General features: G+C 65.2%; 28 protein-coding genes. All 28 read left to right on the forward strand.

What is annotated here, in order from left to right; all coding sequences use genetic code 11:
* The 28 genes from IEY49_RS13470 (at position 1) to IEY49_RS13605 (ending at position 24,329) form a co-directional block, all read left to right on the forward strand.
* Positions 1 to 441 carry a DinB family protein gene (locus tag IEY49_RS13470; RefSeq protein ID WP_189009671.1) on the forward strand — a complete coding sequence of 147 codons (441 nt, stop codon included), beginning with the start codon at positions 1 to 3 and terminating at the stop codon, positions 439 to 441.
* Positions 438 to 923 carry a GNAT family N-acetyltransferase gene (locus tag IEY49_RS13475; RefSeq protein WP_189009674.1) on the forward strand — a complete coding sequence of 162 codons (486 nt, stop codon included), beginning with the start codon at positions 438 to 440 and terminating at the stop codon, positions 921 to 923. Before IEY49_RS13470 ends, IEY49_RS13475 begins: the two co-directional genes overlap by 4 nt.
* The gene (locus tag IEY49_RS13480; RefSeq protein ID WP_189009677.1) at positions 920 to 1,402 is read left to right on the forward strand and encodes a GNAT family N-acetyltransferase; all 483 of its coding nucleotides are present in this window, start codon (positions 920 to 922) and stop codon (positions 1,400 to 1,402) included. Before IEY49_RS13475 ends, IEY49_RS13480 begins: the two co-directional genes overlap by 4 nt.
* Positions 1,403 to 1,463: 61 nt before the next feature.
* Complete coding sequence (gene argH, locus IEY49_RS13485) at positions 1,464 to 2,876, forward strand: argininosuccinate lyase (protein WP_189009680.1); 1,413 nt, start codon at positions 1,464 to 1,466, stop codon at positions 2,874 to 2,876.
* 111 nt (positions 2,877 to 2,987) lie between these two features.
* On the forward strand, positions 2,988 to 3,491 hold the full coding sequence (locus IEY49_RS13490; protein ID WP_189009684.1) for a GNAT family N-acetyltransferase: 504 nt from the start codon (positions 2,988 to 2,990) through the stop codon (positions 3,489 to 3,491).
* 108 nt (positions 3,492 to 3,599) lie between these two features.
* Positions 3,600 to 4,055 (forward strand): GNAT family N-acetyltransferase, encoded by a 456-nt coding sequence (locus IEY49_RS13495; RefSeq protein ID WP_189009687.1) that lies wholly within the window; start codon positions 3,600 to 3,602, stop codon positions 4,053 to 4,055.
* A gap of 43 nt (positions 4,056 to 4,098) precedes the next feature.
* A complete protein-coding gene (locus tag IEY49_RS13500) occupies positions 4,099 to 4,629 on the forward strand; it encodes an N-acetyltransferase (RefSeq protein WP_189009690.1) in 531 nt (176 codons plus the stop codon).
* Between the two features lie 202 nt (positions 4,630 to 4,831).
* Positions 4,832 to 6,016: a glutamine-hydrolyzing carbamoyl-phosphate synthase small subunit gene (gene carA, locus IEY49_RS13505; protein WP_189009693.1), complete on the forward strand. Its 1,185-nt coding sequence runs from the start codon at positions 4,832 to 4,834 to the stop codon at positions 6,014 to 6,016.
* A gap of 467 nt (positions 6,017 to 6,483) precedes the next feature.
* Entirely contained in the window at positions 6,484 to 7,134 is a 651-nt protein-coding gene (locus IEY49_RS13510; RefSeq protein WP_189009696.1) for a hypothetical protein, read from the forward strand.
* Between the two features lie 281 nt (positions 7,135 to 7,415).
* A complete protein-coding gene (gene ung / locus IEY49_RS13515; protein ID WP_189009699.1) occupies positions 7,416 to 8,162 on the forward strand; it encodes a uracil-DNA glycosylase in 747 nt (248 codons plus the stop codon).
* 75 nt (positions 8,163 to 8,237) lie between these two features.
* Positions 8,238 to 9,272, forward strand: coding sequence for a DNA topoisomerase IB (locus IEY49_RS13520; RefSeq protein WP_189009702.1), 1,035 nt, complete (start codon positions 8,238 to 8,240; stop codon positions 9,270 to 9,272).
* Between the two features lie 48 nt (positions 9,273 to 9,320).
* On the forward strand, positions 9,321 to 9,818 hold the full coding sequence (locus tag IEY49_RS13525) for a DUF427 domain-containing protein (RefSeq protein WP_189009705.1): 498 nt from the start codon (positions 9,321 to 9,323) through the stop codon (positions 9,816 to 9,818).
* A 317-nt stretch (positions 9,819 to 10,135) separates the two neighbouring features.
* Positions 10,136 to 10,693 carry a hypothetical protein gene (locus tag IEY49_RS13530; protein WP_189009708.1) on the forward strand — a complete coding sequence of 186 codons (558 nt, stop codon included), beginning with the start codon at positions 10,136 to 10,138 and terminating at the stop codon, positions 10,691 to 10,693.
* A gap of 85 nt (positions 10,694 to 10,778) precedes the next feature.
* Positions 10,779 to 11,264 carry a nucleotidyltransferase domain-containing protein gene (locus IEY49_RS13535; protein WP_189009711.1) on the forward strand — a complete coding sequence of 162 codons (486 nt, stop codon included), beginning with the start codon at positions 10,779 to 10,781 and terminating at the stop codon, positions 11,262 to 11,264.
* A complete protein-coding gene (locus IEY49_RS13540; protein WP_189009714.1) occupies positions 11,261 to 11,671 on the forward strand; it encodes a hypothetical protein in 411 nt (136 codons plus the stop codon). Before IEY49_RS13535 ends, IEY49_RS13540 begins: the two co-directional genes overlap by 4 nt.
* Before the next feature lie 4 nt (positions 11,672 to 11,675).
* The gene (pth, locus tag IEY49_RS13545) at positions 11,676 to 12,356 is read left to right on the forward strand and encodes an aminoacyl-tRNA hydrolase (RefSeq protein ID WP_189009717.1); all 681 of its coding nucleotides are present in this window, start codon (positions 11,676 to 11,678) and stop codon (positions 12,354 to 12,356) included.
* Between the two features lie 66 nt (positions 12,357 to 12,422).
* The gene (locus IEY49_RS13550; protein WP_229780800.1) at positions 12,423 to 13,472 is read left to right on the forward strand and encodes a M42 family metallopeptidase; all 1,050 of its coding nucleotides are present in this window, start codon (positions 12,423 to 12,425) and stop codon (positions 13,470 to 13,472) included.
* A 94-nt stretch (positions 13,473 to 13,566) separates the two neighbouring features.
* Positions 13,567 to 14,124, forward strand: coding sequence for a DUF4126 domain-containing protein (locus IEY49_RS13555; RefSeq protein ID WP_189009720.1), 558 nt, complete (start codon positions 13,567 to 13,569; stop codon positions 14,122 to 14,124).
* A 255-nt stretch (positions 14,125 to 14,379) separates the two neighbouring features.
* A complete protein-coding gene (locus tag IEY49_RS13560; RefSeq protein ID WP_189009723.1) occupies positions 14,380 to 14,751 on the forward strand; it encodes a P-II family nitrogen regulator in 372 nt (123 codons plus the stop codon).
* Positions 14,752 to 14,777: 26 nt separating this feature from the next.
* Positions 14,778 to 16,079, forward strand: coding sequence for an ammonium transporter (locus IEY49_RS13565; protein WP_189009821.1), 1,302 nt, complete (start codon positions 14,778 to 14,780; stop codon positions 16,077 to 16,079).
* A gap of 334 nt (positions 16,080 to 16,413) precedes the next feature.
* Entirely contained in the window at positions 16,414 to 16,731 is a 318-nt protein-coding gene (locus IEY49_RS13570) for a V-type ATPase subunit subunit G family protein (protein WP_189009726.1), read from the forward strand.
* The gene (locus IEY49_RS13575) at positions 16,728 to 18,791 is read left to right on the forward strand and encodes a V-type ATP synthase subunit I (protein ID WP_189009729.1); all 2,064 of its coding nucleotides are present in this window, start codon (positions 16,728 to 16,730) and stop codon (positions 18,789 to 18,791) included. Before IEY49_RS13570 ends, IEY49_RS13575 begins: the two co-directional genes overlap by 4 nt.
* Before the next feature lie 18 nt (positions 18,792 to 18,809).
* The gene (locus tag IEY49_RS13580) at positions 18,810 to 19,118 is read left to right on the forward strand and encodes an ATP synthase subunit C-like protein (protein WP_189009732.1); all 309 of its coding nucleotides are present in this window, start codon (positions 18,810 to 18,812) and stop codon (positions 19,116 to 19,118) included.
* A 1-nt stretch (position 19,119) separates the two neighbouring features.
* Complete coding sequence (locus IEY49_RS13585) at positions 19,120 to 19,677, forward strand: V-type ATP synthase subunit E (RefSeq protein ID WP_189009735.1); 558 nt, start codon at positions 19,120 to 19,122, stop codon at positions 19,675 to 19,677.
* A gap of 11 nt (positions 19,678 to 19,688) precedes the next feature.
* Positions 19,689 to 20,681 carry a V0D/AC39 family V-type ATPase subunit gene (locus IEY49_RS13590; RefSeq protein WP_189009738.1) on the forward strand — a complete coding sequence of 331 codons (993 nt, stop codon included), beginning with the start codon at positions 19,689 to 19,691 and terminating at the stop codon, positions 20,679 to 20,681.
* Complete coding sequence (locus tag IEY49_RS13595; RefSeq protein ID WP_189009741.1) at positions 20,678 to 21,022, forward strand: V-type ATP synthase subunit F; 345 nt, start codon at positions 20,678 to 20,680, stop codon at positions 21,020 to 21,022. The genes IEY49_RS13590 and IEY49_RS13595 overlap by 4 nt, the downstream gene beginning before the upstream one ends.
* Before the next feature lie 146 nt (positions 21,023 to 21,168).
* On the forward strand, positions 21,169 to 22,917 hold the full coding sequence (locus IEY49_RS13600; RefSeq protein ID WP_189009744.1) for a V-type ATP synthase subunit A: 1,749 nt from the start codon (positions 21,169 to 21,171) through the stop codon (positions 22,915 to 22,917).
* Complete coding sequence (locus IEY49_RS13605; protein WP_189009746.1) at positions 22,914 to 24,329, forward strand: V-type ATP synthase subunit B; 1,416 nt, start codon at positions 22,914 to 22,916, stop codon at positions 24,327 to 24,329. The genes IEY49_RS13600 and IEY49_RS13605 overlap by 4 nt, the downstream gene beginning before the upstream one ends.
* The last annotated feature ends 56 nt before the right edge of the window (positions 24,330 to 24,385 follow it).

A 24,385-nucleotide genomic window follows, 5' to 3' on the forward strand; every position in this document is an offset into this window, starting at 1 on the left:
GTGCCGGAGCTGGCAGAAGTTGTCACCGGGCATCTGCCGTTCCTGCAGGCCCTGACTGAGCAGCAGGCCGCCCGTAAGCCTGCTCCGGGCGTCTGGTGTGCCAAGGAGATCCTGGGTCACCTGATCGACAGCGGTGTCAACAACCACGCCCGTTTTGTCCAGGCGCGCGCACAGAGCGGTCTCGACTTGCCTGGCTACGATCAGAATGCCTGGGTTGTAGCGGGAGCCTACAGCGAGAGGTCCTGGGCTGACGTGCTGGGGCTGTGGGCCGGGTACCAGCAGCACCTCGCTCATGTCATCGCCTCGCTGCCAGCGGGGAGCCTGGACCATACCCTGAGCGTCGGTGGCGGAGCGCCGGTCACCCTGCACTTCCTGACGCAGGATTATGTGGCTCATCAGTTGCACCACCTGTCACAGATTCCGGAGCGGGCCGGGTTATGAGTCTGCCCGGGGGCTACACGCTGCGGTCCGCCACGGCGGCAGATGCCGCTGTGATCGCGGCGCAACGGGGGCAGATGTTCGTGGATATGAACGAGCTGACTGCCCAGGGTGCCGAAGAGCAGCTGGACCTGTGGGCCGACTGGCTGCGCTCGGCCATCCCTCAGGGGGATTACCGCGGAGTTCTGGTCGTCCACGGTGCGCACGTGGTCGGCGGTGTGGGCATGATGCTTCATCCCAAAATACCCAGCGCCCGGGACAGGGCCCTGTTCTCGGCCTATGTCATGAACATGTACGTGGTTCCGCAGCACCGGCGGCGTGGGCTGGCCGAGGCGCTGATGAACGAAATGCTGGTGCAGGCCCGCTCGCAAGGTCTGCACAGCGTCAAGCTGCACGCCGCACCCATGGGCCGGGCCATCTATGAGCGCCTGGGCTTTGTGGAGTCCACCAACCCGGAACTGCGTCTGTCCCTGGAGCAGCCATGAGCCAGCCCGTATCCATCCGTCCTGTCATGTATGCCGACCTGCCGGGCTTTCACGCCGTGATGATGGCCGCCGGCATGGACCCCCGCAGCAGCTGGAACCGCACCACGCTGGCTGACCTGGAACGGTCGATGTTTGGTGCGGACTCGGGTGGATTTATTGCTGTGCTTGGGGGTGCTCAGGTGGTGGGCTGCGTCGGGTACCGTCCGGATGGAGCACAGACGCTGACGCTCAATAAGCTGGTCGCCCGGCCCGAGGTGCGTGGGCAGGGAATAGGCCGCTTGCTGGTGCAGGCGGTGGAGGGTCAGGCCCGCCAGGATGGCTACGCCCGCGTGCTGCTGGCCGTCTCGCAGTTCAACCGGGAAGTCATGCCCTTCTACATCCGTCTGGGCTACGTCCGGTCCGAGGAACCCTACGCCCACGCCCACCCGGCCAGTCCGGCGCCTGCGGTGTTTGTCAAACTCCTGGATGTGCCGGCGTGAGCCCTGTGAAGCAGCACCGGCTTCGGTTCTTTTCCAAGTCAAGAGTCTGCTGGAGATCCACATGACACCATCAACACAAGACAAGAAGCTCTGGGGTGGGCGCTTTGCCGAAGCCACCGACGGTCTGGTCGAACTGTTCAACGCCTCAGTGGGTTTTGACCAGCGCCTCGCCGAGCAGGATATTCGTGGCTCGCTGGCCCACGTGGTCATGCTGGGACAGGTCGGCATTCTGACCAGCGAGGAGGTCGCGCAGATCAGTGACGGCCTGGGCGCCGTACTGGCCGACATCCGCGCGGGCACCTTCGAGTGGCGCCTGGACCGCGAGGACGTTCACATGAACGTGGAAGCTGCCCTGCGTGACCGCATCGGTCCCGTGGCCGGCAAGCTGCATACCGCCCGCAGCCGCAACGATCAGGTGGCGGTGGACTTCCGGCTGTTTACCAAGGAAGCGGCGCTGGACCTTGCAGAGAAGACCCGCAGCCTGCGTGCAGTCATGCTGGCCGAGGCCGAAAAGCACCTGGCAGACGAGGTCATTCTGCCCGGATACACGCACCTGCAGGTGGCGCAGCCGATCTTGCTCGCGCACTGGTTCATGGCCTACGTGGCCATGCTGGAGCGCGACGAGGGCCGCTTGCGCGACGCCGCAGCGCGCATGGACGAGTCGCCGCTGGGCAGTTCAGCACTGGCCGGCACACCGTGGCCGATTGACCGCCACGCCACTGCCGCGGCGCTGGGCTTTGCCCGGCCCACGGCCAACTCTCTGGATGGTGTCGGCAGCCGTGACTTCGCGCTGGAGTTCCTGTCGGCCTGCGCGATCCTCTCGGCGCACCTCTCGCGCCTGTCCGAAGAGCTGATTGTGTACTCCACCTTCGAATTCGGCTTCCTGACGCTCCCGGACTCGCATACCACCGGCAGTTCGATCATGCCCCAGAAGAAAAACCCCGACGTCTCGGAACTGGCCCGCGCCAAGGCCGGCCGGGTCTTCGGCAACCTGATGGGCCTGCTCACGGTGGTCAAGGGCACCCCGCTGGCCTACAACAAGGACCTGCAGGAGGACAAGGAAGGGGTCTTTGACTCCTACGACACCCTCAGCATCGTGCTGCGCCTGTATACCGAGATGCTGCCCCGGACCGTGTGGCACGCCGACGTGACCCGCGCCGCCGCCGCACGTGGCTACAGCACCGCGACCGACGTGGCCGACTTCCTGGCCCGCCAGGGTGTGCCGTTCCGCGAAGCGCACGAGGTGGTGGGTGGACTGGTCGGGCTGGCCAGTCGTTCCGGGCGGCAGCTGTGGGACCTGAGCGACGAGGAACTGCGCGCCGCGCACCCGCTGCTGACTGGCGAGGTGGCGCAGGCCCTGACCGTCGAGCAGAGCGTGCGTGCCCGCCAGAGCTTCGGCGGCACGGCCCCTGACCGGGTCCGCGAGGCCATTGGCCAGGCGCGTGAGGCGCTGACCCATGAGGCGCTGGGCTGAGATGAGCGCCCGGGCCTGGACCTCCAGCATGCGGAAGCGACGACGCTGACCGTTCCTGTTGCCGCTTCCTGCTGTCTTTTCCTGGCCTTTGGCCTTCTCCGAGGTATTCCCATGACCCTGACCCCTGTATCCCTGAGTTCCATGCATATCAGCCTGCGCCAGGCTGCAACTGCCGACTTCCCTGTGATCCTTGACCTGCTGGGCCGCTGCGGGCTACACACCGGCAGCGTCACGCCGGAGGGCAGCACCTACTGGATTGCCCAGCTCGACGGCGTTCCAGGCGGCTGTATCGGGCTGGAGCACGGCGACGGCGTTTCGCTGATCCGCTCCACGGCCGTGGTGCCGGAAGCCCGTTCGCAGGGCCTGGGCCGGGCGCTGGTGCTCTCGGCGTTGACCCAGGCCAGCCTGCGGGGGGACCACACCGTCTACCTGTTCAGCTCCGAGGCCGGGGACTACTGGAAGCGTTTTGACTTCGAACCGTCCACCGTGCAGGCCGTGGGCGAGGCCCTGCCCGGAGCGTCGCAGGTCCGTAGCGGCTTTGACAAGGGCTGGATTCATGACGAGCAGGTATGGCGGCGGAGCCTCAACGAAGCGGGTGGGGAGGCCGGAACATGACCATGACGGGCTGCGCGTGCGTGCGCTATTGTGCCGGCAACCAACATTCAGCCGTGCCAGACCTGCTTCTGGGCCTGTGCGGCGTGATCACATCCGGAGGGCTCTTCCATGACCGATTCCAATGTTCAGATTCGTCTTGCCACCCCCAACGACAAGGACACCGTTTGCCGCGTGTTCCGCGAAGCGGGCCTGGATACCGAAGCGGCGCTTGCCGAAGGCACCACTTACTGGGTGCTGGAGCGCGGCGGGCAGCCTGTGGGCAGCATCGGCCTGGAGCATGGCGAGGGGGTCTCCCTGCTGCGTGGCGCGGCGGTGCTGCCCGAAACGCGGGGCGGGGGACTGGGGCGCCGGCTGATCATGAGCGCCCTGGAGTACGCCCAGGCGCGCGGCGACCGCGCCATCTACATGTTCAGCAAGGGCGGCGACTGGAGCTCTTTCGGCTTCCAGCAGGTGCCGCTGGCGGTCGTGATGGGCGACATGCCCGAAGCGCCCCAGGTGCAGGCCTACAAGGCCCGGGGCGAGCGGCCCGGCGGCACCACCTGGATGCGCAACCTGAGCCAGTAAAGCTGGCCGCAGGACCCTGCTCCCAGCGGCCGGGAGGTCAGGCATGACCTTTCTGGCCCTGGATTCCATCGCTATTCCTGATGTTCATCCGCAGGCGCCGCTGAGGATGCGCAAGGCGCGCCTGTCGGATATTGACGCCATTCATGAGCTGATCGGCTACTGGGCCGCCCGCGGGCTGATGCTGGTGCGTGCCCGGGGTCTGCTGGCCGAGACCATCCGCGACTTTCATCTGGTGCTGGCCGAGCCGCACGAGGGTCAGCCCGGCGGGCTGGTCGGCGTGTGTGGCCTGCACCTGCTGGCCCCGGACCTGGCAGAGGTCCGTGGACTGGCGATTCATCCCAACATGCAGGGGCGCGGCCTGGGGCGTGATCTGGTGGCGGCCTGTGAGCAGGAGGCCCGTGAAATCGCCCTTCCAGCCCTGTTCGCCTGGACCTACCAGCAGGGGTTCTTCGAGAAGTGCGGCTTTTACCGCATCGAGAAGACCAACCTGCACCCCAAGGTCTGGAGCGAATGTCAGCGCTGCGCGTTCTTCGAGAACTGCAACGAGATTGCCATGTTCAAGGCCTTGGGATGATGGGTTCCGGTGGCTGAGCCGTCTGGCGCTGGTCGGCGAGGCGCTGATCGGCCGGCAGGTCCATGTGACCTCACGGCACACGGTGCGGAGGAATGTCATCATCGGCAAGACGAACGCTCGGTTCGACTGCTAAGGTCTCAGGCGGCCGGCGTTCGGCAAGCCATGAAACGCGTCCTGTGAGGCGCGAATGGAGGGAAGCAGCATGATCAGAAAGGAACGGGCCATCCTGGCTCTGGAAGACGGTACCGTATACCGGGGATACGCCTTCGGGCACCGTGGTGAAACGGTGGGTGAGGTGGTGTTCAACACCTCCATGACCGGGTACCAGGAGATCATGACCGATCCCAGCTACAACGGGCAGATCGTGACCATCACCTACCCGCACGTCGGCAACTACGGCGTGGCGATCTATGACATGGAGAGCAACAAGCCGTACGTACGCGGCTTTATCTCCCGGGAGTTTTCGGGAGAGTACAGCAACCACCGCGCGCAGCAGTCGCTTGAAAGCTTCATGCAGCAGTACGGTGTGGTCAGTATTCAGGGCATTGATACACGCGCACTGGTACGTCGCCTGCGGACCGGTGGGGTCGTCAAGGGCGTGATCGCGCACCGCAGTTACACCCATCCGGAAGATCCGTACGGCGAATTCACCCCGGCGGAGGAACAGGTGTATGTGCAGCGTGCCCTGGGCCATCAGGACATCGACGGGCACGACATGACCCGCGAGGTCACAACAGCGCTGCCCTACGCCTTTCCAACCCTGCGTCAGGGCAAGCGCGTGGTACTGATGGATTTCGGAATCAAGCACACCATCATCGAGCGGCTGGCCGAGGTGGGCATCGAGCCCATCGTGGTGCCGGCGCACACCACCCCCGCGCAGATCATGGCGCTGCAGCCGCACGGCCTGTTCCTGTCCAACGGTCCCGGCGATCCCGCACCGCTGGAGTACGCCCACAAGACCGCCTGGGAACTGATGGGGCTACTGCCGACCTTCGGCATCTGCCTGGGCCACCAGATTCTGGGGCTGGCGGCCGGCGGCCGGACCTTCAAGATGAAATTCGGGCACCGCGGCGGCAACCAGCCAGTCAAGAACCTGCTGACCGGTAATGTGGAGATCACTTCCCAGAACCACGGCTACGCGGTAGACATCGATTCCATTCCGAACGGGGCTTTCGTGGCCACCCACGTGAACCTCAACGACGGCACCCTGGAAGGAATGGCGCACAGCCGCTACCCGGTGTTCAGCGTGCAGTACCACCCCGAAGCATCGCCCGGGCCCCACGACAGCCGGTACCTGTTCGACCGCTTCATCGAGGAAATCGACGCGTTCGACGGTGGCAACGGGTCCCCGGTGGCTAAGGCTGCGGCCGGGCGCCTGGGCGTCTGAGCCGCTCCGGGCGCTGGATGAGCGCTGGCCCGGTTCGCTGCACTGAGCGGGCTCCTTACCCTGAAGACTGAACCATCCTGTTTGCCTGCAGGCCGGTAAAGCTTTCTGGCACACCTCCTTTCAGGCTCTTTGCGGCCACTTTGCTGCGGCTCGACACCGGTGGACCTTCGTGCTCCACCGGTGTTTCTTGTGACGCGTCACCCGTGGGCTGTGTCTCCAGCTCGGAGGTGTAGATTCGCTATCTACAGGACTGTCATCTTTGTTTCTCTCATGTACCTTACACAAATATGATGGGCTGTAGGAAACCTCATGGCACGCCATATCCGTCTCTGGCATGCTCCATCTGTCCCTTGCTCCCAGCCGGGGTTCCTGACTGAATGAGGTCCGACCGCTGGGGTTTACCAGCCGCTCAAAATACTCATTTTATGCTTTTCTTGTGCGGTATGAAAAGCTTCCAGGAGACCGCTATGACCATCTTTCTTCGTGCTGCCCTGCTTCTGACTGTTCCGCTTGCCACCGGCTGTGGTCAGGTGGTCGGCAAGCTGATTCCTCCCCAGACCTTCAGCAACCCCGCCAACCTGGATGGCGCGAAGCTCAGCAGCTCCAGCACCCTGCAGCCTGCTGCCGTCAAAGGTACCGTCGGGTACGACACCAGCAAGACTGCCCCCCCCACGCCTTTTGCGGACCTGAAATACCCGGAGGACGTTCCCTTCGGCGTTCGTCCGCACGCCATGAAGCTGCAGGCGCAGTTTACCCAGGCGGTCGTGCAGGGCACCTGCAGCTTCCCATCTACCTTTCAGCTGACGGTGCAGCGCTTCGATGCGGCAGTCAGCGACGCGACCGGCAGCGCCACACTCAGTGTGGATCCGAAACTGACCGTTACCCTGACGAAGACCAGCGGCACGGCGACCTCCGCGACGTACAGCATCAGTGAACACGTTGTGACGGTGAGTGCCGACGCCGCCACGACGTCCAAGGCGATCAACATCCTGACCAGTGGCGGTCAGAACAACGCCAGTGCCACCGCGTATATCCTCGCTGATCAGAATGGGCTCGCTGGCTGCACCATCCAGTTCACTCTGGGCAAGACGTCGCTGACGCTCTCCAACTTCTCCTGAGTTCTGCATAGCAGTCAGGTGTGCGCCGCCGGGTGCGCACCTGTTTTTTGTGCCTGAAAGGCTGCCGGGCGGCGGGCGCCAGGACGGGTTCCGGCAACGTCGGTTCAGGGCCAGCCCTGGAGATGGCCAGAGGTGACCTGCGTTCTGGGGCACGCGCGACTCCAGTGGAACGAGATCCCGTTTCCTGGTCGCCTCTGCCCTTACGGCTGAGCACGGACGCTTGAGCATTCCTTGAGGAGGCGCGCGGTCAGCCGCGCCGGCAGAGGAAACTACACCTCACCATGAGTGACTCTCCCGACCTGTTTGGCACGCCCACGGGCGAGAAGGCGCCGCACGCGATCATGCCTGCCGGGCTGCCGGCGTCCTGGCAGGAGGCACTGGCCGGAGAATTTGCCGCGCCGTACTTTCACGACCTGAAAGACTTCCTGGTCGAGGAGCGGCGAGCCCATACGGTCTATCCACCTGCGGCGGATGTCTTCAATGCGCTGCGCTATACGCCGCTGGAAAACGTGAAGGTCATGATCCTGGGTCAGGACCCCTACCACGGGTCCGGTCAGGCGCACGGTCTGAGCTTCAGCGTACGTCCCGGCGTGCGGGTGCCGCCCAGCCTGCAGAACATCTACAAGGAATTGCAGACCGATATCCCGGGCTTTACGCCGCCGCGCCATGGTTACCTGAGGGCCTGGGCCGAGCAGGGCGTGCTGCTGCTCAATGCCGTGCTCACTGTGCGGGCCGGCGAAGCCAACAGTCACGCCGGCAAGGGATGGGAACACTTCACCGACGCGGTGATCCGGGCAGTTAATGCCCGGCCGGGCCGGGTGGTCTTCGTGCTGTGGGGTGCTTATGCCCGCAAGAAGGCCAAGCTGATTGCGGCGCCGCAACACGTGATTATCGAGTCGGCGCACCCCAGTCCGCTGAGTGTGACGCGCTTTATGGGCACCCGGCCGTTCAGTCGGGTCAATGCCGCGCTGGAGGAAGTCGGGGAGGCGCCGATTAACTGGCAGCTGCCCTTACAGGTCGAGGAATGATGTCCGGGGATGGGGGTACATGGTCTTCATGAAGGCCCTGGAGGATGCGACGGCCGCCGCGCCCGGGGCCGCCTGATGCCCAGCCGAACCGAACTGCTGGCCGAGGAATACCTGCGCCGCGAGGGACATGATCCCAAAGCCTTCCGCTATTTCTATCCGGACGGCTCCGAGTACGACGACACGGAAGGAGTGGCGCGCATTGCCCAGCTGGCGGTGCCGCCGGCCTATACCGACGTGTATGTCTCGCCTGACCCGGACGCCGAGTTGCAGGCCTTCGGCCGGGACGCGGCCGGCCGCCTTCAATACCGCTACCACCCGGATTTCGTGCAGGCCGGTGCCCTGCGCAAATGGCAGCGCCTGACCCGCTTTGCCGGGGTGCTGCCGGTTCTACGCGCCGCCACCACCGCTGACCTGCGTGTTAGTGGCCTGCCACCGCGCAAGGTCATGGGGCTGATGACCCGGCTGCTGCACGTGGCGCGGTTCCGGGTCGGCAGCGACCTGTATGCCCAGCGCCACAAGACGTATGGCCTGAGCACCCTGCGCCAGCGACACGTGACCGTTGAGAGTCAGACCGTGACGTTCTGTTTTCGTGGCAAGCACGGCGTCTCACAGCACAAGGCCACCACCGACCGGACCCTGGCCAGCAACATTGCCCGGCTTCTCGAACTGCCGGGTCCCTGGCTGTTTCAGACTGTAGGCGAGGAAGGCGCACGCCGGCGGGTCCGGGCCGGCGAACTGAATGCCTACCTGCGGGAGGTCATGGGGCCCTTTACCGCCAAGGACTTCCGCACCTGGGGCGGCACGCTGCTGGCAGCCGAATATCTGGCGGAAACCGGCGTGGCTGACAACGAAAGGCAGGCCAGGCGGGCCCTGGTGGACTGCGTGAAGTACGTGGCCTCGGACCTGGGCAACACCCCGGCAGTGACGCGCGGCAGTTATATCTGTCCGGTGATTTTCGACCGGTATCTGGAAGGAAAGGTGCTCGACGACTACGAGCCGCGGGCCAGCCGCAGTGGCGAGGGCCTGGAGGGGCTCACCCGCAGCGAGGCGGCGCTCAAGCGCATGCTGGAAAGCGAAAAAGCCCTGCGTGGGCGGCGTTCGCGCCGCTGAGCCGGCTCAGCGCTGGCACCATCCCACCGGGCACGTCATGCTGAAGACATGCCACGGCCTGTGCCACAGATTCCGCAACCCGGTCAGGAAAGCGTCTGGGCCTATCCCCGTCCACCTCGCGTGGAGCGCACTGCAAAACGGATCGAGATCTGGCTGGGGGGAACAAGGATTGCCGAGACGTCCGGAGCCTTCCGGGTCCTGGAGACCAGCCACCCTCCCACCTATTACCTTCCACGCACCGCGTTCGAGACCGGTGTGCTCAGCCCTGCCCCCGGGGCCAGCGTCTGCGAATGGAAGGGTCAGGCGTCGTACTGGACACTGTCGTCCGGCAGTAAAACGGCCGTGGCGGCCGGCTGGAGTTACGAGCATCCGCATCCCGATTTTCAGGACATTGCCGGTCATATCGCGGTCTACGCCGGATACATGGACGAATGCCGGGTGGCCGGCGAACGCGTGACCCCGCAGCCCGGCGGGTTCTACGGCGGGTGGATAACGGCAGAGGTGGTCGGTCCGTTTAAGGGTGAGCCCGGCAGCCTGGGCTGGTAAGCCTTTGTGACAATCTGGTGTTTTCTGACACGGGCGGGTTGACCGTCCGGCAGCTCCATGAAGGTGCGTGGGTGGGCGCGCAGGACTGAACGGGACGGGTTGACCGGCCCTGGCTGCTGTCTGTCACGGGAAGCGGCTCGGGTACAGCGTCAGGAAACCATCAGACCCAGGCACTGATCGTCTTAATGCAGAACCACCTTAATGTGGCTTCCGGCGCTGTCAGAAGTGGTCTGACAGGAACCGATCATCAGGTTCATGAATCCGGAAAATGGAAAAAACCACGTTCCGGGCGAGCTTTTTCCAACTACCGTGTGGTCATGACCAACGCCTTCCCCCGTCCGCTGAGCCTGGCCCTGACCGCCCTGTGCTTCGCCCTGCCGCTGATGACCAGCTGCGGCGGAACGGGGGCCGTGCAGCCCCAGACCACTGCGGCCACTTCCGCAGCCAGTACCGAGGCCAACCTGTCCGGTGAAGGCCAGGCGGCCCTGCGGGCCCTGCGTGCCGCTACCGGCACAGCGCTGACCGAGAACGGCTACCTCAACCAGGTGGCGGTGACTCCGGTGAGCGGCGGTCTCAACGAGCGCGCCGGCAGTGGTCAGCTGCGCTGGCTGCACAGCTGGGCGAGCAACCGCTGGGCACAGGTAGGGCCTTCCATCGTGAAGGTCCAGTGGATGCGCGCCTATGCCGGTGAAGGCACCCTGACGCCCCAGGCCCTGGTCAGCGCCTGTCAGGCCGACGGGACCGAGGTCATGGCCTGCGCCCAGGTGTTGCGCAAGGCCACCCACGCGGCCGTGGAGCGTCAGCCGGCGACCAACACGTGGCTGGTCGTTCTGGCCGAGATCGACCGCCCCCTGTCGGTGCAGCCCGGTCGCTGAGCACTGCCGGGGTGAGGGCCGACGCTGTCATGGTCAGCAGCGTCGGCCTTCACCTTTTGAGAGGCGTCCCGCCAGGCTGAGTCTCATGTTGCTTGAAAGCACCCTCCCGGTGTACTGGGCACTGTCGGAGGCAGGAGTCACCGCATGGCTGATCGAGGGCAACGCCATTGAACTGCTTGCCCGGCGCCATGTGCGCGATCACGACGACCTGGACTTTCTGATTCCGGCCGCTCAGGGCCGGCAGGCCGGGGCCGCCCTGGAACAGCAGGGCTTCCTCCACGCCCACGGCTCGCTGGAGGCGGGAACTGTGTTTTACAGACGCGAGGACCTGCTGGTCGACCTCGTTCCGGTGCAGGCTGACCCGCCGCGCATGCTTGGTGAACTCTCGCGGATGAACTGGCCGGGGCACTTTCTGGACGAGTGGTGGGTCGAGGTCCGTGGTGTGCGGGTCCGGACCCTGAGCCCCGCCATGCACCGGGTCATGAAAGACACCGTCTCGGCGTACTACGGGGTGGAATTAAGGGAGAAAGACCGGCTGGATCTGGCCGCCCTTGCTACCTTGGACACATGAATGCCTCCGATGCTCAGGTGCGGGCCAGGCTCACGGCGCTGGTGCCGGCGCTGCGGGCTTTTCACTCGGCGCTGCTGGATTTCGCCAAGAGCGAGCACGAATTCCTGCACGGGCCGGTCAAGGGCCCCTTCGAGCTGTATTCGCTGGTCATGAATCACCCCGGCTTTCAGTGGCTGCGGCCCCTCTCGGGTCTGATGGCCACCCTGGACGAGGTGCTGGACGCCAAGGACACCACCCTGACCCGTCAGAACGTGGAAGACGTTAAGGCGGCCCTGGGGCTGCTGTTTGCCGACACTGACACCCGATTTGCCGAATTCCGTGCGGGCTACATCCGCGCCCGGGGAGACCTGCGCGTGCGCGAGTCCGAGGCGCGCTGGCGAGAAGTGCTCGGCGCCCTGGAGGCCTGAGGCCGTGAAACTGGTCGTGGGTCTGGGCAACCCGGGGGCGCAGTATGCGCAGACCCGGCACAACGTCGGCTGGCTGGTGGTGGACGAGGTGGCCCGGCGCTGGGGAGGCACCTGGCGCAAGGACAAGGATGCTGAGGTCGCCGAAATACGCCTGGGTGCCGCGCCGGGGGTCAAGGTTCTGCTGGTCAAACCGCAGACCTTTATGAACGCCTCGGGCAAGGCGGTGGTGCCCCGCCTGTCGTTTTTTAAGCTGCCTCCCGAGGCCCTGCTGGTGGTGCAGGACGATCTGGACAGCCCCTTTGGCCTGATGAAATTCCGGCTGGGTGGGCGCCATGGCGGGCAGAACGGGGTGCGGGACATCATCCGGCTCTTGGGCACCGAGGCGTTCGTGCGCCTGAAGCTGGGCATCTCGCGGCCCCCGGCAGGTCGGGACCCGGCAGACTGGGTCCTCAGCCGCTGGCGCGACGAGGAGCGCAGCACCCTGGAAGAACTGGTGCGTCTGGGTGCGGGAGCCGTGGAACGCTGGGCCACAGCTGGACTGGGGGAAGCGCAGCAGGCCTTCAACAGCACGGACCTGCGTCCCAGGCTGGAGCCAGCTCCTGAATCCCAGCCTGCCCCTGAACCCCAGCCGGCCACTCCCTCCAGGCCCCAGGCTGACGCGCCCGTAGAGCGTCCGGAGGTCTGAACCGGCGTCTCCAGACACCGGACAGGGGCCCAGGGCCCTCCGTCAGAAGCGGCGTATCCTGCCGGGGTGCCTACAACTGATTTGCGGCTGGATGTGCTGATGCAACTTTCTGACCTGCCCGGCGTTCCAGGGCAGGAAGATGCGGTGCGGGACTTTCTTCTTGGAGAACTTGAAGGCCTGGCCGACGAGGTCCGGGTCGACGCCCTGGGCAACGTAATCGCCTACCGGGCGGCGGCCGGAGAGGCCCAGGACCGTCAGCGCGTGATGGTCTCGGCCCACATGGACGAGATCGGCTTCCTGGTGCGCTTCGTGGACGACAAAGGCTTCCTGCGGGTGCAGGCGCTGGGCGGCTTCGATACCCGCAACCTGTTTGCCCGCAACGTCACGGTGCACACGCGCGGGGGCAAACTCAGCGGCATCCTGCAGCCGGGCACCAAGCCGGTGCATGTCGCCTCCGCCGAGGAGCGCAAGAAGATTCCCGAGGTCCGCGAATTCTTTATTGACCTGGGGCTCGACGGGGAAGAGGCCAAGCGTCAGGTCCGGATCGGGGACATGGTGACGCTGGAGCAAAACGCACGGCAGGTGGGCAAACTGATCACCGGCAAGGCCATGGATGACCGTGCCAGCGTTTTTATGCTGCTGGAGGTGCTGCGCCATCTGAAGGGCCAGACTCTCAAGCACGACCTGTATGCGGTATTCAGCGTTCAGGAAGAGGTCGGCCTGCGCGGCGCCATCACGGCTGCCTACGGGGTGGAACCCACCATCGGCATCGGTCTGGACGTGACGCTGGCCATTGACGGGGTGGGCGGCAGCCCTGAAGACGCCGTGACGCGCCTGGGCGACGGCATCGGTATCAAGGTGTTCGACTCCAGCATGATCAGCACCCGCTGGCTGGTCGACGAGTTCTACGATCTGGCCGAGGCTCGTGGCATCAAGGCCCAGCTGGAGGTCCTGTCGATGGGTGGCACGGACGGCGGAGCGATCCAGCGCAGCCGGGCAGGGGTGCCTACCCTGACGCTGAGTATTCCAACCCGCTACATCCACACCATCGTGGAGTCGGTGCACGAACACGACGTGCGGGCCGGGGTGGACCTGTTGCTGGCGTATCTGGCCTGAGGGCCGTCCACCCGGCGGGGCTGCCTCAATCTGGGTCCCCTGAATAAAGAAAGGCGTTAGGCACCCCGGCCGTTTCGGGCGTCATGGTGCAGGCATGGAGATCCTGTCCGGTCTGTTGTCTTCACTGGGCCTGTCCGGCGCGGCCGGGCTTAACGCCTATATTCCCCTGCTGGTGGTGGGCTTTCTGGCGCGCGCCGGGGTGATGGATCTGGCGGCACCCTTTGACCTGCTGGCCAACACCTGGGTGCTGCTGGGCATCGGCGTGATTGGTCTGCTGGATTTTGTCGGAGACAAGATTCCGGGGGTAGACCATGTGCTGCACCTGGTAGGTAGCGTGGTCAATACGGCGGCAGGGGCCATTCTCTTTGCGTCGCAGACAGGGGTCGCGGACATTCCGCCTGCCCTGAGCCTGGCCCTGGGCGTCATCGTGGCCGGTGGGGTTCATGCCACCCGCACGGTGGTGCGGCCGGTGGCCACCGCCACAACCGGTGGACTGGCCAACCCAGTGGTCAGTTCCGCTGAGGATGGACTCAGCCTGGGCGTCAGTCTGCTGGCAGTTTTTGTGCCGGTCCTGGCGGTGGTACTGCTGGTGGTCATCCTGTTTCTTGCCGCGCGGCTCTGGCGCCGGTTACGCGGACGCCGCCTGATTTAGTTCGGACGTTGTGGAAAAGAGGAGGCCGGAAGGCCTCTTCTTTTTCAACTGTCGTGCTGCAGCTCGGTAGCTGATTTGCGAACAAAGTGCGCAGTAAGAGTTCTCAATCCGCTTGGCCCGACTACTGGTGTGCAATCTGTGATTCATTATCTAGCCAACAAGCGAAATTATCTTTGACATCCAGTACGGTTCTATCTAAGATCGTCATATGCGGGGATGCGAATTCTGCAAATTGTTCCGAAAAAAGGAGACGCCATGAAACTGATCACGGCGATCGTCAGACCCGAACGGGTTCAGCAGGTCAAGGAGTCGCTGTTTCAGGCCGGGATCAGTGGCCTGACCCTGTCCCGGGTCAGCGGCCATGGCGGCGAGCAGGAACTGGTCGAGCATTACCGGGGCACCCGCGTCATGGTGGAATTCCGCGACAAGGTCGAGGTCCGTATGGCCGTCAGTGAACCGTTCGTCGATGCGGCCATTCAGGCCATCTGTTCGGGAGCCCGGACCGGCGAGGTCGGTGACGGCAAGATTTTCGTGCAGCCGCTGGAGCGTGTGGTCCGCATCCGCACCGGCGAGGAGAACAACGCCGCCCTGACCCCCGTGACCGAGACAAAGCTCGTGCCGGTCTGAGCTGTTTTCCTTTAGGAGCGCTGATGATGATCAAGAACCTGCTTCCTCTGGCCGTATTGCTGGGCGGCGCCACGCTGGCCCAGGACGCGAAGCCTGAACTCAGCAGTGGCGACACTGCCTGGATGCTGGTGTCGGCCGCCCTGGTGCTGCTGATGACACCGGGGCTGGCCTTTTTTTATGGAGGCCTGACCCGCACCCAGAGCGTGCTGAACACCATGATGATGAGCGTGGTGTCTATCGGCATGGTTGGCGTGCTGTGGATGCTCGCCGGCTACTCGCTGGCCTTTGGTGAAGGGGGCAATGCCCTGGTGGGAGGACTGGGCAACCTGGGCCTTGGTGGCATGCAGGACCAGCTGACCGGCACTATCCCCACCTACGTGTTTGCGGCCTTTCAGGCGATGTTCGCCATCATCGCCCTGGCCCTGATCAGCGGCGCGGTCGTCGAGCGGATGCGCTTTGGGGCTTTCGTGCTGTTCGGGGCCATGTGGAGCCTGCTGATCTATTCCCCGCTGGCCCACTGGGTCTGGAGCGCCGACGGCTGGCTGTTCAAGGACGGCGCGCTGGATTTTGCCGGAGGCACCGTGATCCATATCTCGGCCGGGGTCAGCGCCCTGGTGGCCGCCTTCGTGATCGGCCCCCGCATCGGGTATCCGCGCTCGGCCCACGTTCCGCACAATGTGCCGCTGGTGCTGCTGGGCGCAGGGCTGCTGTGGTTTGGGTGGATGGGCTTCAATGCCGGAAGTGCCCTGAGTGCCGGACAGACTGCCGCCCTGGCCTTCATTACCACTCTGATTGCACCGGCAGCGGCCATGCTGACCTGGCTCACCTGGGAAAGTGCAGGCAACGGCAAGCCCACGGCCGTAGGCGCTGCGACCGGTCTGGTGGTCGGCCTCGTCGCCATCACCCCCGCCTGCGCCTTTGTCAGCCCCTGGGCGGCTCTGGTCATCGGGGCTCTGGGCGCTACAGCCAGCTACTGGACCGTGCAGTTCAAGCATCGGCTGGGTGCGGACGACAGCCTCGATGTCTTCGCCTGCCACGGCGTCGCTGGTATCGTGGGCGCCCTGCTGACCGGCGCCCTGGCCTGGACCACGGGCAGTGGCAAGCCGCTTCCCGAGCAGATGCTCACCCAGCTGATCAGTGTGGTGGCCAGTGTGCTGTACGCCGGCGCCGGAACCTGGGTGCTGCTCAAGCTGGTCAGCGTCCTTACCCCGCTGCGGGTGCCCGCCAGTCAGGAACTGACCGGCATGGACCTGCATGCCCACCGCGAACAAGGCTACAGCGAGAACGAAACCGGCCTGGGTGCTCCCATTTTCCTCGGTGGCGACTGAGTCTGAATTCTGACTTCCTGACCTTCCACGTCCCTGTCCCTGACCGCATCCCCGGGGCAGGTTTTTTTATTCGAGTGTCCAACTGAGTCCTGAGTTTTTTGGCTTGAAACCGTTCCCCACCGGGTGACTCCAGGGGGTACTTCAAGGAGTGCTCTCCGGGACGCTTGGCCCGCCAGAAGCTTATTAACGCTGTGTTAGGATGCTGGGCGAGTCTGACGCAATTGTAATAAGGGTCGGGCCATCAGCACGCTCCAGCTTCCTGACACCTCATCTCCGGATGGGGATTTTCGGACGGAATTCTGGAGACGTGTCACGAAGGGAAAGGAGGAGGGATTTGGACGTTTCAAGTCGAGTCTTGAGTGAGCTGGCCAGCCGTGAGGCCGCGCTGGACGCGCAGATCGAAGCCGCCCGTGAGGAAGCCAGGCGGGAAGTCGAAGCGGCAGAAGCTGAAGCGGCCCGCATCCTCCGCGACGCGGAAACGCGCGCGCAGGCCCTGCAGGCCGAGCATGATCAGCAACTCGCCGCCGAGACTGCACGCATCCGTGAGGAAGCTCGCAGCAAGGCAGAAGGCGACGCGTATGCAACCCGTGAACGTGCCTCGGCGCGCATTCAGCAGGCTGCCGAGCACATCCTGAGGGCGGTGCTGCCGTGATCAACCCGATGCAGCAGGTCGTGATCGCCACGCGCAAGCGCGACAGCGAGTCGGTCATTGCGGCCCTGCAGGACGCCGGAGTGCTGCATCTCAAACCCATCACGGGCGGGCCGCTGAACACCGGCACGCTCGCCGGGCAGGATGCCCAGCACCGCCGCGAGGACGAGCGCCTGCTTGCCCGCGCGGACAGCACCATTGCCGAACTGGGTGCCTACCGCCCTGCCCCCGCTACCCTGCCGGCTCAAAGCGAGTGGGCGGACGTGGTGGAAGCCGCCGCCGGGCCGGTCTCGGCGCTGGCGCGGGACCGCCAGGAGTTGCAGGCGGACCTGGACACGGAACGCGCCTACGGGGATACCGTGCGTGCGCTCGCCCGTATGGTGGGCGGCCTCGGCCGCAGCCGCCGTGTGGCGCTGGTGCCTTTCCTGCTTTCTCCTACCGATAACGCTGGCGAACTCGACGCGGCCCTGCGCGAGACTCTGGGTGACCGTTACGCGGTATCCATGGAGAGCGTGGGTGCCAACCGCGTCGGTGTGGTGGCGACCCTGCGTGGCGAGCGCGACGCTGCCCGCGCCGCACTGAGCCGCGCCCGTCTGGGCGAACTGCGCCTGCCCGGCCGCTTCGACCAGCTTTCGCTGACCGACGCTGCGGCTGAGATGGACCAGATCGCGCGCACCGGCACCGACCGTCAGCGCCAGCTGAACGATCAGCGTGACCAGCTGGCCCAGACCCACGGCCCCGCCCTGTTTGCCGTGCGCGACGCCCTGAAAGACCGGGTTGCCGTCCACGACGTACGCGCCGTAAGTGCGCGCGGTAAGTACAGTCTGGCCATGCAGGGTTACGTCCCGGTGGACCGCGTGCCTGCACTGCAGGCGGCGCTGGGCAAGTTCGGCGACGCTGTCAGCTACGAGCTGCACCCGGTCGACGAGCACCACGACGACGCCGTGCCGGTCCAGCTCAAGAACAACAGCTACGTGCGCCCTTTCCAGACCGTGATGGGCCTGATGAGCCTGCCCAAGTACGGGTCTTTCGACCCCACCTGGGTGGTGGCGGTGTTCTTCCCGCTGTTCTTCGGGATCATCATCGCGGACATCGGCTACGGCCTGCTGTTCCTGCTGTTCGGCATGTGGCTGCTGGGCAAGGCCCGCCGCAACGAGGGCTGGGATCTCAGCTTCTTCGGCGCGTACGTGCCGCCGGCCACCCTGAGGGACCTGGGCTATGTCACCAACGTGATGGCCGCCTGGAGCATCCTGTGGGGCTTCCTGACCGGTGAGTTCTTCGGCACGCTGCTCGAGCACATGCACTTCTTCTATGTCAACCCGGATCTGCTCAACAACCTGTGGGGCTGGACCGGTGCGCGTTACGAAGAGCACGGTGAGAAGCACTACGGCCTGATTCCCATCGTGTTCCCCCGCCTGGAAACCGGCTACTTCAGCAACATCGCTCTGGTGTTTGCGCTGCTGTTCGGCATCCTGCAGGTGCTGTGGGGCTGGGCCATCCGTATTCAGCAGGGCATCAAGCACCGCGACAGCGCCCATACCTGGGAAGGCATCGCGCTGTTCGGTGGCGTGTTCGGCCTGGTCATGATGGCCTTCGCCACCCGCGCCGGGAAGGACTTCGGGGCCTTCGGCAACTTTGCTGATCCCCGCGTCCTGTTGATGTACCTGGGCTTCGCAGCCTTCGTCATCGGATACCTGCGCGTCATCAAGCACTTCCCCATGCTGCCCATCGAACTGCTCTCGCAGGGCGGGGCCGTCATGAGCTACTCCCGTATCTTCGCCGTCGGTCTGGTGTCGGCCATTCTCGCCAAGCTCTGCACCGATGTCGGCTGGAGCATGTACGAGCGCATCGGCTTTATCGGCATTCTGCTGGGCATCGTACTGGGCGCTGTGCTGCACTTCTTCGTGCTGGCCCTGACATTGATCGGCCACATCGTGCAGCCGCTGCGTCTTCACATGGTCGAGTTCCTGAACCCCACCGGCTTCAACAACGAGACCAGCCCCGCCTACAACCCCCTTCGCCGCCTCAGCCCGGCTGCCAACAGCAGCGGGCAGGTCAAATAATTTTCAGGAGTGTCTGACATGACCAAGTACAACAAGATCGTCCTCGCGTCCCTCGTCCTTGCCCTTGCCACCAGCGGTCTGGCTGCAGAAGCCGGCGCCGCTGCCGGTGGACCCGACGATATGTACCGTGGCCTGCGTGCCATCGGCGCCGGTCTGGCCCTGGGCCTCGGCGCTGTGGGCACCGGCATCGCGCAGGCCCGCATCGGCTCGAGCCTGGTGGGCGCCGTGGCGGAGGATCCCAGCAAGGCCGGTAGCCTGCTGCTGTACTTCCTGATCCCCGAAACCCTGGTCATCTTCGGCTTCCTGGCGCTGTTCATCCTTCCCTGATATGGCGCTCGACAAGCTTCTCGAACAGGAGGCGCAATCGGAGATCGAGCGCATCCGCGCCGAAGCCCGTGACCGCTCCCAGATGATCGTCGCTCAGGCCCAGGAGCGCGCGCAGGCGCTGATCGAAAGCCGCCAGCGTGCCCTGGAAACCCAGCGTCAGGCCGGGATCGTGCGTGCGCGCAGCGCCGCCGACCTGGACCTGAACGCCGCCCGCCTCACCGCCAGCGAAAGCGGCATGAGTCAGGTGTATGAGCTGGTCAACCAGCAGATCGCGGAAATCACCCGCGTCCCCGAGTACCGTGACATCCTGGGCCGCCTGATCTATCAGGCGCGCGAAGTGATCTCCGATGCCGAGGCCGTGGAGGTCAACCCCGCCGAGGCGGCGCTGGCCCGCGAACTGGTGCACGACATTCCCGTGCGCGAGAACCCGGCCATCCAGGGCGGCGTGCGCGTGGTTGCCCGCGGCGGCAAGAGCGGCATCACCAACACCCTCGCGGGCCGTCTGGAACGCGTCAGGGGCGAACTCGCGCCGCAGGTCAGCCGCCTGCTCGCCGAGTAAAGGAACCGCTCATGCCCGACGACTACTCGTACATCAACACGCGTGTCCGTGTCATGCGGACCAAGCTGCTGGACGGGCGCGCCCTGGACGCGGCGCTCGCGTCGGGCAGCTACCAGGAGTTCCTGCGCGTGCTCAGTGAAACGGATCTTGGCGCCAACATGCGCGAGACCACCACTGAGGGCGCCGGGCTCCCCGAACTCGACCGCGCGCTCTCGCAGAACCTGTTTGCCACCACCCAGAAGGTCCTGGGCTTTGCCGACGGCGAGGCCAAACGCGAGATCCAGGCCCTGCTGATGAAGTGGGATCTGGTCAACCTCAAGACCATCGTGCGCGGCATTGTCAGCGGACGCGGCGCCGACGCGATTCTCGAAGGTCTGATTCCCGGGGGCACCATCCGCCCCGCAGCCCTGCAGACGGCCGCCCAGAGCACCGATCTGCAGAGCGCGGCGGCCGCCATCGCCATCAGCGGCCACCCGCTGGCCCAGGCCATGCGCAACGGTGCGGCGGCTTACGGCAGCAGCAACCGTCTCCTTGATCTGGAAGTGGCGCTGGACCAGGGCTACTACCGCTACGCCCTTCAGGTGGCGCGCAACACCAGCCTGCGCCGTTACCTGACGCGCGAGATCGACGTGACCAACGCGCTGATCGCCCGCGCGGCCCGGGGCACCGGGGCTCAGGCCCAGGCACTTGATCCCAACCTGTTTGTTTCGGGCGGCAGCCTGGACGCAGGGGGGTACAGCCGCCTGAGCGGTGGGGACGCCGGGGGCGTGGCGAACATCGCCGCGATTCTGGAAGCGCCCAGCATGGAAGAGGCCGAGGTGGCCGCCCGTACCGCCCTGGACACTGCTGCGCGCAACACAGCGGCTGGTGATCCGGAGGGGGTGGGCATCATCCTGGACTTCCTGCGCCGTAAGGAAATCGAGATTGCCAAGCTCCGCCTGATCGGGCGCGGCAAGTACTACGATCTGCCCACCGACCAGATCCGCCGTGAGGTGCAGGCATGACGCACTCAGGCAGCACCCAGCGTGTCGCTGTGCTCAGCGATACCGAAACCGCCACAGGCTACCGTCTGGCCGGCGCGCAGGTCATCGAGGCCAGCCGCGAGAACGCGGTCCAGATTCTGGAACAGACCATCCTCAGCGGCGACTTCGGTCTGATCGCGGTGGACACTGGCCTGATCCCGGACCCGGCCAGCGCGACTGCACGTGTCATGCGCGGCCGTGACCTGCCCATTCTGTTGCCGATCCCTAGCCTCAAGGACGCCTTTGCCACCGACACGGTAGATGCCAAGGCGTACATGGGCAAACTGGTCCGCGACACCATCGGCTTCGACATCAAGCTGTAAAAGAGGTCTAACGGGTCAAAGCGTCGGGGGCATGTCCAGAGGCTCCGCTTCTTCCAGAAGGCATCGCCTGCTCAGGCCGCAGCCCCCAGACCTTTCCCGCCCCCGCGCTTTCCGGCCCCTCTTCGACCTTTCTCAAGGAGATCCAAATGACGCAGAACAAGCAAGGCGTCGTGCAGAGCATCGCCGGACCGGCCGTCATCGCAGACGGCATGTACGGCGCGAAAATGTACGACATCGTGCGCGTGGGCAGAGAACGCCTCGTGGGCGAGATCATCCGCCTCGACGGCAACACCGCCTTCGTGCAGGTGTATGAGGACACCAGCGGTCTGACCGTGGGTGAGCCTGTCGAGACCACCGGCCTTCCCCTGAGCGTCGAGCTCGGGCCGGGCATGCTCAACGGCATCTACGATGGCATTCAGCGCCCCCTGGACAAGATCCGCGAAGCTTCGGGCGACTTTATTGCCCGCGGCATCGAAGTGTCCTCGCTGGACCGCACCAAGAAGTGGGCCTTCACGCCTGGCGTGCAGGCCGGTGACACGGTGGTCGGCAGCGGCATTCTGGGCACCGTTCCGGAATTCAGCTTTACCCACAAGATCCTGACGCCCCCTGACAAGGGAGGCAAGCTGCGCTGGGTCGCCGACGCCGGTGAATACACCATCGACGACACCATCGCCGAACTGGAAGACGGCACCAAGCTGCGTCTGGCCCACTACTGGCCTGTGCGCGCGCCGCGTCCGGTGCAGAAGAAGCTCGACCCCAGCCTGCCGTTCCTGACCGGAATGCGCATCCTGGACGTGCTGTTCCCCCTGGTGATGGGTGGCGCGGCTGCGATCCCTGGCCCCTTCGGGTCCGGCAAGACCGTGACCCAGCAGTCCGTCGCCAAGTACGGCAACGCCGACATCGTGGTGTACGTGGGCTGCGGCGAGCGCGGCAACGAGATGACCGACGTGCTGGTGGAGTTCCCGGAACTGGTTGACCCCAAAACCGGCGGACCGCTGATGCACCGCACCATCCTGATCGCCAACACCTCCAACATGCCCGTGGCCGCCCGTGAAGCGAGCGTGTACACCGGCATCACGCTGGCCGAGTACTTCCGCGACCAGGGCTACAGCGTATCGCTGATGGCCGACAGCACCAGCCGCTGGGCCGAGGCGCTGCGCGAGATTTCCTCCCGCCTGGAAGAAATGCCCGCCGAAGAAGGTTACCCGCCCTACCTGGGCGCCAAGCTGGCCGCCTTCTACGAGCGCGCCGGCGCCGTCAAGACCCTCTCCGGTGACGACGGCGCCGTGTCCGTGATCGGCGCCGTGAGCCCCGCAGGCGGCGACATGTCCGAGCCCGTGACCCAGGCCACCCTGCGTATCACCGGTGCCTTCTGGCGTCTGGACGCCGGTCTGGCGCGCCGCCGCCACTTCCCGGCGATCAACTGGAACGGCTCCTACAGCCTGTTCACGCCGATCCTGGACAAGTGGTACCGCCAGAACGTGGGCCCGGACTTCCCGGAACTGCGCCAGCGCATCGGCAACCTGCTGCAGCAGGAAGCCGCCCTGCAGGAAGTCGTGCAGCTCGTCGGTCCCGACGCCCTGCAGGACAACGAGCGTCTGATCATCGAGACCGGCCGCATGCTGAGGCAGGACTTCCTGCAGCAAAACGGCTTTGACCCGGTGGACGCCTCGGCTTCCATGCCCAAGAACTACGGCCTGATGAAGATGTTCCTGAAGTTCTATGACGAGGCCGACTCGGCCCTCAGGAACGGCGCGACCATCGATGAGATCATCCAGAACCCCGTGATCGAGAAGCTGGCCCGCGCCCGCTACACCCCCGAAAACGAGTTCATGGCCTACGGTGAAGGCGTAATGGACGAGCTTCACAACACCTTCAAAGGAGTGAAAGCGTGACCCTTCTCCAGAAGGAATACAACGACGTCGCGTACATCTCCGGTCCGCTGCTGTTCGTGAACGCGGCCTCGGATCTGGCGTACGGCGCCATCGTGAACATCAAGGACGCCACCGGGCGCTCACGCGGCGGTCAGGTCATCTCGGTGACCGACCAGAACGCCGTGATCCAGGTGTTCGAGGAAACCCGTGGTCTGGACCTGGCGACCGCCAGCGTGAGTCTCGTTGAGGACGTGGCGCGCCTGGGCGTGAGCAAGGAAATGATCGGCCGCCGCTTCGACGGCCTGGGCCGCCCCATTGACGGGCTGCCCCAGGTTGTGGCTGAGCAGCGCCTGAGCATCAACGGTCAGGCCATGAATCCGGCCGCGCGCGCCAAGCCCGAGGAGTTCATCCAGACGGGCATCAGCACCATCGACGTGCAGACCAGCCTGATCCGTGGCCAGAAGCTGCCGATCTTCTCCGGCTCGGGTCTGCCGCACAACGAACTGGCCGCGCAGATCGCCCGTCAGGCCAAGGTGCCCGGTCACGAGGGTGACTTCGCCGTGGTCTTCGCCGCGATGGGTCTGACCCAGCGCGAAGTCAGCTTCTTCACCCAGGAGTTCGAGCGCACCGGTGCGCTGGCCCGCTCGGTCCTGTTCCTGAACAAGGCCGATGACCCGGCCGTCGAGCGTCTGCTGACCCCCCGCATGGCGCTGACCACCGCCGAGTACCTGGCTTTCGAGCACGGCTACCACGTGCTGGTGATCCTGACCGACCTGACGAACTACTGCGAGGCGCTGCGTGAAATCGGCGGTGCGCGTGAAGAGATCCCCGGTCGCCGTGGCTTCCCCGGCTACATGTACACCGACCTGGCGTCCTTGTACGAGCGCGCCGGCGTGGTGGAAGGCAAGCCCGGCTCGGTCACCCAGGTGCCGATCCTGTCGATGCCCGACGACGACATCACCCACCCCATCCCCGACCTGACCGGGTACATCACCGAGGGTCAGATCGTGGTGGACCGCACCCTGAACTCCAAGGGTGTGTTCCCGCCGATCAACCCGCTGCCCAGCCTGAGCCGTCTGCAGGGCAACGGCATCGGCAAGGGCAAGACCCGCGCCGACCACAAGAACATCTCCGACCAGCTGTTCGCGGCCTACGCCAACGGTCTGGACCTGCGCAAGCTGGTGGCCATCACCGGTGAGGACGCGCTGACCGAAACCGACAAGCTGTACCTGCGCTTCGCCGATGACTTCGAGCAGTACTTCATCGGTCAGGGCGACCAGGACCGCAGCATCGACGACAGCCTGACGGTCGCCTGGGGCATCTTGTCCAAGCTGCCCCAGAGCCAGCTGACCCGTATCTCCAAGGACGCCATCGACAAGTACTACGGTACCAAGATGGACGAAATGTGGAAGGGCAGCCGGAGCCTGGGCTAAGCTAGGTACGTACAGGAGGGGGCCTGCGCTCCCTCCTGTTTCCCCCGCAAGAGGAG

It is taken from the genome of Deinococcus malanensis (genome assembly GCF_014647655.1).
Classification (GTDB): Bacteria; Deinococcota; Deinococci; order Deinococcales; family Deinococcaceae; genus Deinococcus; species Deinococcus malanensis.

Bases quoted from the DNA above. Each gene is read 5' to 3' on its own strand.
- IEY49_RS13480 (WP_189009677.1), top strand. From the start codon at position 920: ATGAGCCAGCCCGTATCCATCCGTCCTGTCATGTATGCCGACCTGCCG.
- IEY49_RS13525 (WP_189009705.1), top strand. From the start codon at position 9,321: ATGCCACGGCCTGTGCCACAGATTCCGCAACCCGGTCAGGAAAGCGTC.
- IEY49_RS13490 (WP_189009684.1), top strand. From the start codon at position 2,988: ATGACCCTGACCCCTGTATCCCTGAGTTCCATGCATATCAGCCTGCGC.
- IEY49_RS13535 (WP_189009711.1), top strand. From the start codon at position 10,779: ATGTTGCTTGAAAGCACCCTCCCGGTGTACTGGGCACTGTCGGAGGCA.
- IEY49_RS13475 (WP_189009674.1), top strand. From the start codon at position 438: ATGAGTCTGCCCGGGGGCTACACGCTGCGGTCCGCCACGGCGGCAGAT.
- IEY49_RS13520 (WP_189009702.1), top strand. From the start codon at position 8,238: ATGCCCAGCCGAACCGAACTGCTGGCCGAGGAATACCTGCGCCGCGAG.
- ung (WP_189009699.1), top strand. From the start codon at position 7,416: ATGAGTGACTCTCCCGACCTGTTTGGCACGCCCACGGGCGAGAAGGCG.
- IEY49_RS13590 (WP_189009738.1), top strand. From the start codon at position 19,689: ATGCCCGACGACTACTCGTACATCAACACGCGTGTCCGTGTCATGCGG.
- IEY49_RS13530 (WP_189009708.1), top strand. From the start codon at position 10,136: ATGACCAACGCCTTCCCCCGTCCGCTGAGCCTGGCCCTGACCGCCCTG.
- IEY49_RS13500 (WP_189009690.1), top strand. From the start codon at position 4,099: ATGACCTTTCTGGCCCTGGATTCCATCGCTATTCCTGATGTTCATCCG.
- IEY49_RS13560 (WP_189009723.1), top strand. From the start codon at position 14,380: ATGAAACTGATCACGGCGATCGTCAGACCCGAACGGGTTCAGCAGGTC.
- IEY49_RS13495 (WP_189009687.1), top strand. From the start codon at position 3,600: ATGACCGATTCCAATGTTCAGATTCGTCTTGCCACCCCCAACGACAAG.
- IEY49_RS13585 (WP_189009735.1), top strand. From the start codon at position 19,120: ATGGCGCTCGACAAGCTTCTCGAACAGGAGGCGCAATCGGAGATCGAG.
- IEY49_RS13565 (WP_189009821.1), top strand. From the start codon at position 14,778: ATGATCAAGAACCTGCTTCCTCTGGCCGTATTGCTGGGCGGCGCCACG.
- IEY49_RS13555 (WP_189009720.1), top strand. From the start codon at position 13,567: ATGGAGATCCTGTCCGGTCTGTTGTCTTCACTGGGCCTGTCCGGCGCG.
- IEY49_RS13595 (WP_189009741.1), top strand. From the start codon at position 20,678: ATGACGCACTCAGGCAGCACCCAGCGTGTCGCTGTGCTCAGCGATACC.
- IEY49_RS13510 (WP_189009696.1), top strand. From the start codon at position 6,484: ATGACCATCTTTCTTCGTGCTGCCCTGCTTCTGACTGTTCCGCTTGCC.
- IEY49_RS13600 (WP_189009744.1), top strand. From the start codon at position 21,169: ATGACGCAGAACAAGCAAGGCGTCGTGCAGAGCATCGCCGGACCGGCC.
- carA (WP_189009693.1), top strand. From the start codon at position 4,832: ATGATCAGAAAGGAACGGGCCATCCTGGCTCTGGAAGACGGTACCGTA.
- IEY49_RS13580 (WP_189009732.1), top strand. From the start codon at position 18,810: ATGACCAAGTACAACAAGATCGTCCTCGCGTCCCTCGTCCTTGCCCTT.
- argH (WP_189009680.1), top strand. From the start codon at position 1,464: ATGACACCATCAACACAAGACAAGAAGCTCTGGGGTGGGCGCTTTGCC.
- IEY49_RS13540 (WP_189009714.1), top strand. From the start codon at position 11,261: ATGAATGCCTCCGATGCTCAGGTGCGGGCCAGGCTCACGGCGCTGGTG.